General features: G+C 62.0%; 12 protein-coding genes, 1 tRNA gene and 3 pseudogenes. 2 read left to right on the forward strand and 14 right to left on the reverse strand.

Annotated elements, in window-relative coordinates; translation table 11 throughout:
- The 3 genes and pseudogenes from VK804_RS18300 to rplJ form a co-directional block, all read right to left on the reverse strand.
- A pseudogene (locus VK804_RS18300) lies at window positions 1–1289 on the reverse strand (DNA-directed RNA polymerase subunit beta); the annotation flags it as partial.
- 439 nt (window positions 1290–1728) lie between these two features.
- Window positions 1729–2100, reverse strand: a complete 372-nt coding sequence (gene rplL, locus VK804_RS18305) for a 50S ribosomal protein L7/L12 (protein ID WP_325372799.1) — start codon at window positions 2098–2100, stop codon at window positions 1729–1731.
- 57 nt (window positions 2101–2157) lie between these two features.
- Entirely contained in the window at window positions 2158–2676 is a 519-nt protein-coding gene (gene rplJ / locus VK804_RS18310; protein WP_325372801.1) for a 50S ribosomal protein L10, read from the reverse strand.
- Between the two features lie 612 nt (window positions 2677–3288).
- Here rplJ and VK804_RS18315 point away from each other — a divergent pair.
- The gene (locus VK804_RS18315) at window positions 3289–3525 is read left to right on the forward strand and encodes a DUF6719 family protein (RefSeq protein WP_325372803.1); all 237 of its coding nucleotides are present in this window, start codon (window positions 3289–3291) and stop codon (window positions 3523–3525) included.
- 42 nt (window positions 3526–3567) lie between these two features.
- Here the strand turns inward: VK804_RS18315 and VK804_RS18320 are convergent, their stop codons facing one another.
- The 11 genes and pseudogenes from VK804_RS18320 to VK804_RS18370 all read right to left on the reverse strand — a co-directional run bounded on the left by VK804_RS18320 (window position 3568) and on the right by VK804_RS18370 (window position 12203).
- Window positions 3568–4530 carry a 2-hydroxyacid dehydrogenase gene (locus VK804_RS18320; RefSeq protein ID WP_325372805.1) on the reverse strand — a complete coding sequence of 321 codons (963 nt, stop codon included), beginning with the start codon at window positions 4528–4530 and terminating at the stop codon, window positions 3568–3570.
- A gap of 85 nt (window positions 4531–4615) precedes the next feature.
- Window positions 4616–5308 carry a 50S ribosomal protein L1 gene (gene rplA / locus VK804_RS18325; protein WP_325372806.1) on the reverse strand — a complete coding sequence of 231 codons (693 nt, stop codon included), beginning with the start codon at window positions 5306–5308 and terminating at the stop codon, window positions 4616–4618.
- Window positions 5309–5314: 6 nt separating this feature from the next.
- The gene (rplK, locus tag VK804_RS18330) at window positions 5315–5743 is read right to left on the reverse strand and encodes a 50S ribosomal protein L11 (RefSeq protein ID WP_325372808.1); all 429 of its coding nucleotides are present in this window, start codon (window positions 5741–5743) and stop codon (window positions 5315–5317) included.
- Window positions 5744–5988: 245 nt separating this feature from the next.
- Window positions 5989–6519 carry a transcription termination/antitermination protein NusG gene (gene nusG, locus VK804_RS18335; RefSeq protein WP_325372860.1) on the reverse strand — a complete coding sequence of 177 codons (531 nt, stop codon included), beginning with the start codon at window positions 6517–6519 and terminating at the stop codon, window positions 5989–5991.
- A gap of 23 nt (window positions 6520–6542) precedes the next feature.
- Complete coding sequence (gene secE, locus VK804_RS18340; RefSeq protein ID WP_325372810.1) at window positions 6543–6737, reverse strand: preprotein translocase subunit SecE; 195 nt, start codon at window positions 6735–6737, stop codon at window positions 6543–6545.
- Between the two features lie 280 nt (window positions 6738–7017).
- The gene (locus VK804_RS18345) at window positions 7018–7737 is read right to left on the reverse strand and encodes a caspase family protein (protein WP_325372863.1); all 720 of its coding nucleotides are present in this window, start codon (window positions 7735–7737) and stop codon (window positions 7018–7020) included.
- A 75-nt stretch (window positions 7738–7812) separates the two neighbouring features.
- Window positions 7813–8334: pseudogene (locus tag VK804_RS18350) on the reverse strand (invasion associated locus B family protein); the annotation flags it as partial.
- Between the two features lie 114 nt (window positions 8335–8448).
- A pseudogene (locus VK804_RS18355) lies at window positions 8449–8955 on the reverse strand (invasion associated locus B family protein); the annotation flags it as partial.
- Window positions 8956–9349: 394 nt separating this feature from the next.
- Window positions 9350–11332 carry a hypothetical protein gene (locus VK804_RS18360; RefSeq protein ID WP_325372812.1) on the reverse strand — a complete coding sequence of 661 codons (1983 nt, stop codon included), beginning with the start codon at window positions 11330–11332 and terminating at the stop codon, window positions 9350–9352.
- A 62-nt stretch (window positions 11333–11394) separates the two neighbouring features.
- Window positions 11395–11470 (reverse strand) — tRNA-Trp (locus tag VK804_RS18365).
- A 97-nt stretch (window positions 11471–11567) separates the two neighbouring features.
- Window positions 11568–12203 (reverse strand): hypothetical protein, encoded by a 636-nt coding sequence (locus VK804_RS18370; RefSeq protein WP_325372814.1) that lies wholly within the window; start codon window positions 12201–12203, stop codon window positions 11568–11570.
- A 475-nt stretch (window positions 12204–12678) separates the two neighbouring features.
- On the opposite strand from VK804_RS18370, the gene VK804_RS18375 reads away from it, so the two are divergent.
- The gene (locus VK804_RS18375; RefSeq protein ID WP_325372816.1) at window positions 12679–13902 is read left to right on the forward strand and encodes a serine hydrolase domain-containing protein; all 1224 of its coding nucleotides are present in this window, start codon (window positions 12679–12681) and stop codon (window positions 13900–13902) included.
- Window positions 13903–13933 lie beyond the last annotated feature (31 nt).

A 13933-nucleotide genomic window follows, 5' to 3' on the forward strand; every position in this document is an offset into this window, starting at 1 on the left:
CGCAGCGTGCGATGGGTATCGGGCGCATCGAGCTCGAGGCGCATGTTCATCTTGACGCGGCCGACCGCGGACAGGTCGTAGCGCTCAGAGTCGAAGAACAGCGACTGGAACATGGTCTGGGCCGAATCGATGGTCGGCGGCTCGCCGGGACGCATCACGCGGTAGATGTCGAACAGCGCGTCTTCACGCGTCATGTTCTTGTCGGCGTGCAGCGTGTTGCGGATATAGGCGCCGACATTGACATGGTCGATGTCGAGCAGCGGCAGTTCCTTGTAGCCCTGCTCGTTGAGCGCCTTCAGCGACTTCTCGGTGATTTCCTCGCCGGCTTCGGCATAGATTTCACCGGTCTTCGGATTGACGAGGTCCTCGGCAAGGTAGTTGCCGACCAGTTCCTCGTCGGACATGCGCAGCGCCTTCAGCCCCTTTTCCTGGAACTGGCGCGCGGCGCGCACGGTGAGCTTCTTGCCGGCCTCGAGCACGACCTTGCCGCTGTCGGCGTCGATCAGGTCGTTGATCGTGGAATAGCCGCGGAAACGGGTGGCGTCGAACGGCACGCGCCAGCCTTCCTTGGTGCGCTTGTAGATGATCTTCTTGTAGAACGTCGACAGGATGCTCTCGCCGTCCAGCCCGAGCGCGAACATCAGCGAGGTCACGTGAATTTTGCGCCGGCGGTCGATGCGCGCGAACACGATGTCCTTGGCGTCGAACTCGATGTCGAGCCAGGAACCGCGATACGGAATCACGCGCGCCGCAAACAAAAGCTTGCCGGACGAATGGGTCTTGCCCTTGTCATGGTCGAAGAATACGCCGGGCGAACGGTGCATCTGCGAGACGATGACGCGCTCGGTGCCGTTGACGACGAAGGTGCCGTTCATGGTCATGAGCGGGATGTCGCCCATGTAGACGTCCTGCTCCTTGATATCCTTGACCGACTTGGCGCCGGTTTCCTCGTCGATATCGAACACGATCAGGCGCAGCGTCACCTTGAGCGGCGCGGCATAGGTCATGCCGCGCTGGCGGCACTCGTCGACGTCGTATTTCGGCGGCTCGAACTCGTAGCGGACGAATTCCAGCATCGAGGTGCCGGAGAAATCCGAGATCGGAAACACCGAGCGGAACACCGCCTGCAAGCCTTCGTCCAGCCGGCCGCCGGTGGGCTCATCGACCATCAGGAACTGGTCGTAGGACGCCTTCTGAACCTCGATGAGGTTCGGCATCTCCGCGACTTCCTTGATATGTCCGAAGAACTTGCGAACGCGTTTGCGACCGGTGAATGTCTGCTGCGCCATCGTGGCCTCTCATTTCGTCGCCCGTGAGGGGCGAACCTTCCGGAGCGCGGCTGCCCGCCGCCCCCGGGTTGAATTTCGATCCATTTCGAGGAGCCGGAAGCGCACTTTCAGGATTTAAGTCCTGAATTTGTTCTTCAGACCTTCAAAACGCAAAACGACGCGCGGGGCGCTCGATTCGCACCCGCCCGTCACAACCAGTTTTTCACGGACTGCAAAAGCCCGAAATTGCCTATCTCCCAACGGCTTACGGAAGGAACGCCGCCGCTCTGCCTCAAGCCGTGTTTTCGTGCTGCCGTCCCGATATGGGATGACAATCGTGGAGATTCGAGGGGCAAGCCCGCGAATCCCCACACTTTTTCGTGTTCAGCGTATTCCGGGACGCCCCGTCGCACGCCTTTTGCATGAACCCGGTAGCCCAACCGGCTCCCGATCACCCGAATTACTTCAACTCGACCTTGGCGCCGGCCTTTTCGAGCTGGGCTTTGATCTTTTCGGACTCGTCCTTGTTGATGCCTTCCTTGACCGCCTTGGGCGCGCCCTCGACGAGGTCCTTGGCTTCCTTGAGGCCGAGGCCGGTGATGGCGCGGACTTCCTTGATGACTTCGATCTTCTTCTCGCCGGCGGCCATCAGCATGACCGTGAATTCGGTCTTCTCTTCCACGGGAGCAGCGGCGGCAGCGGCCGGGCCGGCCACCGCGACGGCGGCGGCGGCGGAGACGCCCCACTTTTCTTCCAGCAGCTTTGCGAGCTCGGCAGCCTCGAGCACGGTCAGGCTCGAGAGGTCATTAACAATCTTCTGTAGGTCGGCCATTGATCTGTTTCCTTAAAGCTTGATTGGTTCGAACCAGGTTTTGCGTTTTGCGAAGGGTCAGGCCGCTTCGCTCTTTGAGGCATAGGCCTGAATGACGCGCGCGAGCTTGGCTGCGGGCGCGGTCGAGAGCTGGGCGATCTTGGTCGCCGGCGCCACCAACAGGCCGAGGATCTTTGCGCGCAGTTCATCGAGCGACGGCAACGCGGCAAGCGCCTTGACGCCGTTCACATCCAGGACGGTTTTACCCATCGATCCGCCGAGAATGATGAACTGCTCGTTCGTCTTGGCGAACTCGATGGCAACCTTCGGCGCCGCTACCGGATCGTTTGAAGTCGCGATCACGGTCGGCCCCTTCAACAGGGAACCGATGGCAACGACGTCCGTGCCCTCAAGAGCAATTTTGGCGAGACGGTTCTTCGAGACCTTCACCGAGGCGCCCGCCTGCTTCATCTGCATGCGCAGCTTCTGCATCTGGGCGACGGTGAGGCCGGAATAGTGGGCGACGATCGCAACGCTGGTGGTCTTGAACAGACCGTTCAGCTCCTCGACCGCGTCCTTTTTTGCCGCTCTTTCCACAGCAAGCTCTCTCCGGTTGGCGGGCTCTGCCTTTGAGGCAGGACCGCCGGGTTGCACCCATCGTTCCCACCAGAACCTGACCTCGAGACACAGTCTTGAAGGACACGCCGGGCAGAACGACAATTGAAAAGCCTGCCCTCCCGAGCCCTCCTCGGGCCACGGGGTGTCGAGGTTCGAACCAATCCGCTTTCCGTCGCGATTCCCCGCGACGCAAGGCGAAAAAAGGTCTTCACCCGTCTATGCAGGCCATGCGATTAAGCCGTTGAGGAAACCAGTGGGTTTCGCCGCGGGCGCCTGCAGTCTTGGACAGGATTCGAGATCATCCGGTTGAACGGAAGACCCCTGCCCACACCCCTTTGAACCGACAGCTTTTCTCATCCTTTCGAGCTATCCATAGCGGATGTCCTGAAAGGAATGATCTCCTGGCGTATCGGGCTTTCGGAATGCGAGCACGGACGTGCCAGCAACGGCCAGCACGCCCGGAAGCGATCCTTTAGCGGGTCTTTTTCGGCTTGCCAAGCCCTATTTTGCCTCAGTTTTTCGCCCCGCCGATACCCGAATTCGGGCATTGTTCCTCTCCAGCGCGAGTGAGTTCCCTAGGGAGGAACATTCATGAAACACGTTGTCTGGCAGTCAGTCTTCGCGTTCCTCGTGACTGCCAGTAGCAGCCACGCCCAGATGGTCGTCAAACAAGAGCCGTTCGACGGCCAGATGGTCCCTGGACAGGTGATCCTAGTCGACGACGGCAGCTGCGGCAGAGGCAAGATCAAGCAGGTCACCGGCGGCGAAATCGGCGCGATGAACCCGAGGCCCCGCACCAGAACATGCATCCCGAGGGCCGCCAAATAGCCGAAACCCGCCGCCACAAATAGCCGAGCGGACAGCATCGGCTCAGGCTGGGACTGCTCCCTTCACCGCATGAGGCAGCGGTTTCCCGGCAAAAAACGCCTCCAGATTGGCGATCACGCAATCCTGCATCGCCATGTGTGAATCGAGCGTGTGGCCGCCGATATGCGGGGTCAGCACCACGTTCGGCAAAGCGGTCAGCGCGTCCGGGGCGTGCGGTTCCTTCTCATAGACGTCGAGGCCGGCGCCGGCGATCTCGTTGGCCGCCAATGCTGCGACCAGCGCTTTCTGCTCGATGACCGAGCCCCTGGAGATGTTGACGACACAGCCGTCCTTGCCGAGCCTGCGCAGGATATTGGCGTCGACGGCGTGGTTGGTGTCCTCGCCGGCGCGAACCGCGATCATCAGCACGCTGCACCAGTCCGCCAGCGCCTCCAGGCTCGGCATGTATTGATACGGCACGTCGTGCCGGCTGCGGCTGAAATAGGCCATGTCGCACTCGAACGCGGCGAGGCGGGCTGCGATCTTGCGGCCGATCTCGCCCATGCCGTAGACGCCGACCTTGCGGCCGGGATTGCCGGGCTGCGGACGCATCAGGGGTGAAGGTTTGGCAGCTGCCCAGTCGCCACTTCGCACATAATTGTCGGCCGGTAGCAGGCGCCGCGTCACCGCCAGCATCAGCGTCACCGCGATGTCGGCGACCGAGGCGGCGTTCGCCCCCGGACTATTGCCGACCGCGATTCCGCGGCTAGCCGCGGCGGCGAGATCGAGGCCGTCATAGCCGGTGCCGTAACAGATGATTGCGCCGAGCTTCGGCAACACGTCCATCGCGGCCCCACCGATCGGCGTGCTGCCGGATGTGACCATCGCGCGGACGCCGGCAAGCTGCTCCGCACTGAAGACTTCGCGCGCCGGTTTTCCGCCGGTATCCATGAGTTCGAAACGCTCGCCGATGCGAACCATCATCGCCTTGGGAAAACGTGAAAAGATCAGGACCTTGTCGGGCATCGGCTGATTTCCTAGCGTCAAAGATAAAGGGCGGAACAGGTCTCCCCGTCCCGCCCCTGAATCTATCGTAGCCGCACTGGCCGTGTCAGTCGTGCAGGCTGCCGGGCTCGACCTTGACGCCCGGTCCCATGGTGGAGGAAACCGCCACGCGCTGGATGTAGGTGCCCTTGGCGCCGGCGGGTTTTGCTTTCGAAACCGCATCCGCAAGCGCCCTGGCGTTCTGTACCAGTTTCTCTTCCGAGAACGAGGCCTTGCCGACGCCGGCCTGCACGATGCCGGCTTTCTCGACGCGGAATTCGACCGAGCCGCCCTTGGCGCCCTTCACGGCCGAGGTGACGTCCATGGTCACGGTGCCGATCTTGGGGTTCGGCATCAGGCCGCGCGGGCCCAGCACCTTACCCAACCGGCCGACCAGCGGCATCATGTCGGGGGTGGCGATACAGCGGTCGAAATCAATCTGGCCGCCCTGCACTTTCTCGACCAGATCCTCGGCACCGACGACATCGGCGCCGGCAGCCTTGGCCTCTTCGGCCTTGGCGCCACGCGCGAACACGCCGACCCGCAAGGTGCGGCCGGTGCCGTTCGGCAAGGTCACCACGCCACGGACCATCTGGTCGGCGTGACGGGGATCGACGCCGAGATTCATCGACAGTTCGATGGTCTCGTCGAACTTCGCCTTCGCCCGTTCCTTGACCATCTTGATGGCGTCGGCGAGCGGGTAAAGCTTTTCGCGATCAACGCCCTCGCGGGCCTTCTTCAAGCGCTTTCCAATTGACATGATCCGTTACCCCGCCACTTCCAGACCCATCGAACGGGCAGAACCCTCGACCATCTTCATGGCCGCTTCGACGGTATCGCAATTGAGATCCTTCATCTTCTTCTCGGCGATCTCGCGCACCTGCGCTTTGGTCACCGCGCCGGCCTTGTCGCGGCCCGGGGCCTTCGACCCGGACTGGATTTTGGCGGCCTGCTTGAGGAAGAACGACATCGGGGGCGTCTTCATCTCGAAGGTGAACGAGCGATCGGCGTAGATCGTGATCACCACCGGAATAGGCGTATTCTTCTCTTCCTTCTGCGTCTGGGCGTTGAACGCCTTGCAGAATTCCATGATGTTGAGGCCGCGCTGACCAAGCGCGGGGCCGATCGGGGGCGACGGATTCGCAGCACCCGCCGGCACCTGCAATTTCAGGTATCCGGTCACTTTCTTTGCCATCTATCACTCCTCATGCTGCCTCCGGACCATTCCGGAGGCTTCACAGGACCGTGGTGCGGTTCGCATGACGGCTGGCGACCGTCAGTCCCCTTCCACGGCTCTTCACTTCTCCCTCGCCCCGCTCTTCGCGGGGAGAGGGCCGGGGTGAGGGGCTCTCTCGGCATCGGGACCCGTGGAGAGTCCCCCTCACCCGGATCGCAAAAGCGATCCGACCTCTCCCCGCAAGCGGGGAGAGGTCAAGACGCTCAGACCTTCTCGACCTGAGCAAATTCCAGTTCGACTGGCGTCGCGCGGCCGAAGATCGAGACTGCGACCTTCACCCGCGAGCGGCCCTCGTCGATTTCTTCGACCACGCCGGAGAACGAGGCGAACGGGCCGTCGGCCACGCGCACATTCTCGCCGATCTCGAACGACACCGACGCCTTCGGGCGCTCCACGCCTTCCTGCACCTGGTGCAGGATGCGCATGGCTTCGGCTTCCGAGATCGGCATCGGTTTGTTTTCGGCGCCGAGGAAGCCCGTGACCTTCGGTGTGTTCTTGATCAGGTGGAAGGCCTCGTCGGTCAGCTTCATCTTGACCAGCACGTAGCCCGGAAAGAACTTGCGCTCGGCGTCGACCTTGCGGCCGCGGCGCACCTCGGTGACCTTTTCGGTCGGCACCAGTACCTGCTCGAACAGTTCCTCGAGCCCACGCTGCTTGGCCTGCTCGCGGATCGATTCCGCGACCTTCTTTTCGAAGTTGGAATAGGCGTGGACGATGTACCAGCGCTTATCCATGGTCTGAGTTGCTGCTGCTGATGTCATGGGTGCAAGCTCAGTAAGTGGGTGACGACATAATAGATGACCTGGTCGGAGGCGAAGAAGAAAAGCGAAGCCAGCGCCACCATCACGAATACCATGATGGTGGTGATGGTCGTCTCGCGGCGGGTCGGCCAAGTGACCTTGGCGGTCTCCGAGCGCACTTCCTGCAGGAATTTGAACGGGCTGAAAGCCATCCTCGATGTGATCCGCGTTGCCAGACGAGTTTTACGAAATTTCGGAATCCGAACAGCCCGCTAGCGCCCAGCCCTCTTCAGAAGGATGAGCCGGCAAGCGGGCTCGATTGTTCGGGGGATTTCAAAGCCGCGCCGGATATCCGTCAAACGGGCCGGCAGCAGGTGTCGGGTATGTACTGCGGGGGCGGCGAAAGGTCAAGGTCGGGGGAATCCGGGCAGAAACCGCAACGGCCATCGGCCGGCGGGCCGAAGCGTCCATTGGCGCCGAGGCCTTGGGTCGCTAATTCGCCGCGGTGAAATAAAAGTCCTGGCGACCGGAAATCGAGCCGTAGCTGTAAGGCTGCTGCTGATGTCCCGTCATCTCCATCACATCGTCGCGGACGTTGTCGAACAGGCGCCGGACTTCGACGCCGGGGGTCCGGATATTCCGGACAAAGGCCAGCGCGAACGGTGAATTCTGGGCATCGCCGTCCATGGCGGTTTCGCCGTGCTTGGCGGCGAACACCACCAGCGTGCCCGGATCGGGTTCCATCTGCGCCAGTCCGCGGCTGACGGAGCGCGAGACGGTCGTCATGGTGCGCTTCATCTGATCGGCGAATGGGTTGTCGCGGCAGGCGTCGAGCAGCACCAGCCGCAATTTCCTGGCACGCTCCGCCGAGTTCAGCACCTGGTCCATCGACACCGCTTCGAGGTTGATGTCGCGATCCGTGCTGATCCTGGCATCGACGGGAACGAGGTAATTGACGCCGGCGACCTCCATGCCGTGTCCGGCATAATACACCACGGCCCAGTCGGCGCCTTCCGCCAGTCTGGCGAAATCCCGCAAGGCGTTGACGAGTTGTTCGCGTCCGAGATCGTTTTGCAGCGTCACGGATTGAAAATTGGCCTGACGCAGCGCATCGGCCACCATCACCGCGTCACGGCGCGGGTTCGGCAGGGTCGGCGCATGCTGGTAGGCGGAGTTGCCGATCACAAGTGCGACGCGACGGCCGAACGGCACCGCCGCAGGCCTCGGCGAACTCGGCGCCGGCGTTGCAGGTTCCGGTGTCCTGGCGGCGGCAACGACATCGCCGGGCGGATTTTGGCCGGACGGATTTTGCTGTGCCCTCGCGCGCGCCGCGGCTGCGCGTTGAACCAGTTCTTCCTGCAGCTTTTTCTGCGCGGCTTCGAACACCTTCGGATCGGTCGGCGGGCCGCTATAGGCGGCGTTGAATTCGGCGAGCGGCAGCGCCAGGGTCACTGCCCGTCCCGTGTTGAAGGTGCCCTGGACCGAGAGGGAGCGTCCGTTGCGCAGGCTCGCCAGCAGAGCCGGCGTGACCTCGTAATCGGACATGCAGCCATTGGCAAAGCAGATCACGTAAGGACTCGCCAACGGCGCGTTGCCATCGACGGTGACACGGGTCCCGTTGGTGAGTTGCACCCCCAACGGCAGCGTCACGCGCATGATTTTCTTCGTTTCGCCTTCAGGCTCAATAAGCACGGCCGCGATCAGCGGCTGACCCGATTCAATCCGGCCGTCCTTGCCAGTGAAGCAAACCAGCTTGGCGTTGGCGTCCTGTCCCCTGAGACAGAATTTGGTCCAGGGAGCGTAGATCAGCGTCGGGTTCACGATCGATTGGCCGGCTTCGTTCTTGATTCCAAGCAATGAGGTCACGATTTTCTTGCGCTGATCGTCAAGCGAACCCCAATCGGTCGCATTGCCGTCCAACGCCTTGTTGAAGTCGGCGAGCGGAAGCGGCAGCGTCAGCGGTGCGCTGTTCGCATTAATGGCCTGAACAACCAGATTCTTGCCTCTGCGGAACTGGCTTGCGAGATCGGGCGTCAAGTCATAATCCGAGGCGCAGCCTTCCGTCGTGCAGAATTCATAGGCGCTTTGCAGCGGCGTATTGGAATCGACGATAATTCGGGTGCCGTGCGCCATTTGCATTCCCATCGGCAGCACCACCCTCAGGGTCTTCCGGGATTCGCCTTCCCGCTCGACGAGGATGGCGGTGACCACCGGTTGTCCCGATTCAATGCGTCCGGTCTTGACCGTGACGCAGATTTGCTTGCCGCCGGCGTCGACCTCACGCGTGCAGGTTCTGGTCCACGCCGAATAACTGAGCTGCACCTGTTCGGCGGGCTTGCCTTGCGACGGGCTGTCTTGCGCGGCCCGACCGGTATCGATGACGGCGAAGGCCGCCAAAAATCCCAAAACCGCGGCGATGAAACGGAACATGCCTTTCACATACCTTGCCAAGAACAACGCGATCCCCGGCGACCGTCACGGGAAGGCCGAGATCGTACCCTCCAGCGGTTACGGCGCCGCCCATGCTCGAGGCAGGATAACACGCATGGTCCTTTTTGGGAGGTGATCTGCGTCACTTCGCGGCCCTTAGTTCATTTGCGCGAGCGGACCCGGATCAGTATCGCGCGACGATCGGACCGCCCCAGCGGAAACCGATGCCGACCTTGACGGTGTCGATGCGCAGGCCGAGCGCGACCGGCAATGCGGTCCGCATCAGGGACGCTGCCATACCCGAGCAGGTAGTTGGCGCTGGCCGACGGCTTCGCATCAGTGACCAATCCAGACCGGCGCGGCCAGACCGCAACCATGTGCGCTCTTCTCCAGGCTATTTCCGAATGATCCCGAATACCGGATCGTTCCCTTCGGCGAGATGGATCGGTGCGCCGCCGAGGTTCAGGATACTCAAACCGCCGGCCGACGCGATCGAGGTGATGGTCCGCCGGTCGGTTGACGAGATCAGAACCTGGTCCCCTCTCTTGATCAGCAGCCGACCAAAATCGTTGCTGCCGAGCAGCAACTGGGGAGCGGAGTTACGCTTCACGCCGCGGTCCCAATCTTCGTTGGTGAGAGCCTCGGGCTTGAAGGTGTCCGGCAGCGAGATGGTTGCGTCCCGCTGCCAGACCTGACCGACGTTGGAGAGTTCGCCAAAGTGAATCCTGGTGACGGGCCTGTCGGACTTGGCCCGCGCGGCAATGCAGGTTCCGCCGCTGGACAGCACCTGATTCCTGCCGACTTCGAATTCGTAGTCGACCATCTTGCCGTCCTGCTCGGCGTCGATCTGGAATATCCGGAAAGGTGGCCGGGTGGCACAAGGGTAACGCAGGGTGAACCAGTCGTTGCTCATCCTGAATTCAATGCCGAGCGAGGGGCTTTCGAAAATCGGGGCGGCGTTCGCATGTTCCGTGATGACCCAAGTGCCCGCCGTTTCGATTCTCTTGTCGACGACACGGATCGCGATGGCCGCACCGACCAGCAGAAGCGGAATGGAGACCACCAGCAGGCTCTGCAGGGCATCGCCGCGCTTCAGCTTCAGATACTCCACCAGGCTGACGATCGCGACCGCAAGCATCGCAAAGCCCAATGGAATGGTCGGGACGTACCACAGGATCAGGTCGAACGGCAGATGATCGAAGGAATGTCCCTTGCCGAGCACGAACCACGACAGCGGAGCGGCGAACGAGGCGAGCACGGCCAGCGCCAGCACCTGAAGCTTGCGGCGTCCGGCGCCATAGAACCAGTTGAAGCGTTCATCGAGCAGGATCAGAACCGCAGTCATGGCGATGAATGCCAGAACAAAGCTGAAGCTCTTGATCAGGGTGACGGAGTTGCCACCGAGATAGAGCCAGATGACTGCGCCGATCGGCTCGAATTTTCCAAATGTCAGAGCGGCCTCGAGAGAGGGACTGTCGCCGATCATGCGATTGGCGGCCTTTTGCGCGAAGATGGCGAAGCCACCTTCCTTGGCTGCCTGGGCGATCGCCGCGACCATGAAGGCGAGCACCCCCACGGCGACGACCCAGCTTGCATTTCTGACGACATGCCGAAACTGGTCCGGCCTTTCCTCAGCGGTCAGAAGGCAACCCACCGCGGCCGCCAGGATGATCGTCGAGGTGAATTCGTAGCCGCAGAGGAACCTCGCCAGAAAGGCCAGAAACAACAACCCAAGCAGGACGCGCTTGCGCTTCTCGTCGTCCTCGTCGGCGAGCAGCATCCCGAAAGCGATGGGAAAGAACCAACTACCGGCGAACCAGTAGAGGTTCGGCGCCAGTCCGCTGAACATGGGCTCGATGGCCACAGGCAGCAGAAATCCGATGAATGCAGCCCAGCCGAATTTCGAGCGCAGGATGGCGGCCATCCAGACCAGCATGCCGGCCGCAAACAGCGATGCCAGCAGATGATAGAATGAAATCCGCAAGCTGCGCGGCAGTGGATCGATCAGATCGATGGCCGCGAACGCATAGCCCTGAAGGCCAAAATGGCTGGAGTAAGGAGCCCAGTCCAGGCCAAGGCTGTGGATCAACTCCGGATGTTCGAAATAGCGGACTTGCTTTTGGTAATCATAGAGGTCCGCTCGGGATTGTTGAGGAACCACGTTGACGCCAAGGTCAGTGTTCCTGAAAATGCCATCGGCCGCCGCGCGCGCCAGACGGCCAACGACGGCAGCTTCCGATGTGCCGTCATAGACTCCATCGATCATCGACGGATAAAAGCGGAATAGATTGCCCCAAAAAATGGCTGCAAGCGCGATCCAGACGATGACCGCTACCTGCGCGGGGGAAAGCCTAGTCCCCCTGATTTCAAGACCCACCGAGCATCCCCTTATGCCGCGCAGCAGTCGCCAGAAATATTTTTATTTTGCAATGACTTAGCTGGCAGGAGTGGCAGGGCTCGAACCTGCGACCCCCGGTTTTGGAGACCGGTGCTCTACCAATTGAGCTACACTCCTGTGAGGACGCTAGCGTCGCCGCCGATCCGCGCCGTTTGAAGCATAGGGGGTGCCCCGATTGCAAGGGGCGAAGCGCGGTTAACCGGCGATCGGACGGCTAGGACTGGCGCAGCAACCAATTGCGGTAAATGTTGCCATAGCGAGAAGCCAGTTTCTCGGCGACGCTCTGGTCGGACGAACTGTCGATCGCGGCCTGGACCGCGGTTCCAACGATCCCCTGCCCCGCATAGGAGGCCGCCACCAGATTCGGATAGGCGATGATGATCGCGCCGGTGCGGGCATCGACCAGATTGGCATCCGCAACCATGCCGCGGCCGCCTCCGATCAGAATGCGTTGCACCGCCGATGAAAGCGCAAAGCTCTTGACCACCACGTCGAGCCGCACCGGTCGCGAGCCGACGAGTTGGCCGGCCATGCTCTTCGATACTCCGGTCTGGATCACCGGTGCCAGCATGGTCCGGACATAGGCATTGCCTTCCGGCGTGTTGGTAGCGGTCGCGATCTGGTCGTCCGAAATGGCCTTCGCCGTGGCATAGGCGCGGATGCCGTCTTCCCATTGCACGCCTGCGTCGGGAGCGAAACTCACGGTGATACCCGTCAGCTTCATGCTGGCGATATCGTTCTGCGACAGTGAGTTTTCCGCAGTCGTCACGCAACCGGCCAGCGCAAGCGCAGCAAGCCGCGCCAACCCCCACATCGTCCCCAACGCAACCCCCGCCCTGTTATCCTTCACTCAACCCGTCGGGAGATAAGGTGGTAACAAGACCGTTGTCTATCTTTAATTGCCTTTGGCTGTGTTGCCGCGGCGCCGCGCCAACGCGCACTCTCGATTTTCGCCGGTGCCAGGCGCATTTTCAAACACGCAGCGGCTCGGCGGATTTCCGCAAACCTTGTCGAGTTCCACGAAGCCGACGCAATGCCCGTCCGGAGCCCGGTATCCGGGGCCTCCTTTGCAACCGCATCCATGACAGGGCGGGCGTTCGGGACAAAAAGCGCCGCCGGCCGCAATTGGCCACGCCGCGTAGGCGGCAGCGATTGCGAGCGCTTGAAGCAGAGCCCGCAAGGCGGGCTGAGCCTTCATGGTTCTCTCCTGGCCATGCAAGCCCATGTTAGCAAATCACCGGGTGCTGAGGGTTAACGCTCTGTTCAAGCCGGCCGTTCTGCGCCAGACTTCGTCGTACCCAACGACAAGAGCAAAGGGAGAGATCATGACCCCGCAAGCCGCGACAAAGCAGACCCCTGCCCCGCAAACCCCGCCGCTGCCGCAAGCAAGACCCGAACAGCTCGGACTGTCGCCGGCCCGCTTGCAGCGGATGTCGGACGCCTTCAAGCGCGAGATCGACAAGGGAACGCTGCCCGGCGCAACCGTCATGGTGGCCCGCCGCGGCCAGGTCGGCTGGTTCGATGCGCTCGGCAAGCAAAGTCCGGCGGCATCGGCACCGATGGCCCACGACACCATCTTCCGGATCTTCTCGATGACCAAACCGATCGTCTCGGTCGGCATCATGATGCTGATCGAAGAAGGCCATCTCATCCTCAACGATCCCGTTGCGAAATTCATCCCGGAATTTGCCAACCAGAAGGTCGGCGTCGAGAGCGGCGGCAAGCTCGAACTGGTGCCGCTGGCGCGGCCGATGACGGTGCAGGACCTGCTGCGGCACACGTCAGGCATCACTTACGACCATACCGGCAACCGCCTGGTGCAGCAGCTCTACAAGGAGCAGCCGCTGCGCAGCCGAAAAATCACAAGCGCCGAGCACGCCGCCATGGTGGCGAGCCTGCCCCTGGTCTGCCAGCCCGGCGCGGAATGGAACTACAGCCGCTCGACCGACATTCTCGGCCGCATCATCGAGGTGGTTTCCGGCAAGACCTTGAGCGCGTACCTCGCCGAGCGTATCCTGGCGCCGCTGCAGATGGCGGAGACCGCGTTCCATACCGGCGAGGAAAACGCCGCTCGCCTCGCCGAACCCTTCCCGGCCGATCCCTGGACCGGCGAAAAAGTGCAGCTCTACAACATGCTGGAACAACCGGTGATGGAATCCGGCGGCGGCGGCCTCGTCTCCACCACCATGGATTACGCCCGCTTCTGCCAGATGCTGCTCAATGGCGGCAGCCTCGACGGCACCCGGCTGATCGGCCGCAAGACGCTGGAGCTGATGTCCTCCAATCATCTTGGCCCCTCGGTCAAGATCGATTCCCCGCTGATGCCGGCCGGTCACGGTTTTGGGCTCGGCTTCGCGGTCCGCCTGCAAGCCGGTATCGCGCCGTTCCTGGGCTCGGCCGGTCAGTTCTTCTGGAGCGGGATGGCCGGAACCTTCTTCTTCATCGATCCCAAGGAAGAGATGTTCGCCGTCTTCATGATGCAGGGCCCCGGCCAGCGCGGCTATATCCGCGACCTGCTGCGGGATTTGATCTACGCGGCGGTGGAATAAGCACCGTCATTCCGGGGCAGCCCGCAGGGCT

It is taken from the genome of Bradyrhizobium sp., assembly GCF_035484855.1.
Taxonomy (GTDB): Bacteria; Pseudomonadota; Alphaproteobacteria; order Rhizobiales; family Xanthobacteraceae; genus Bradyrhizobium.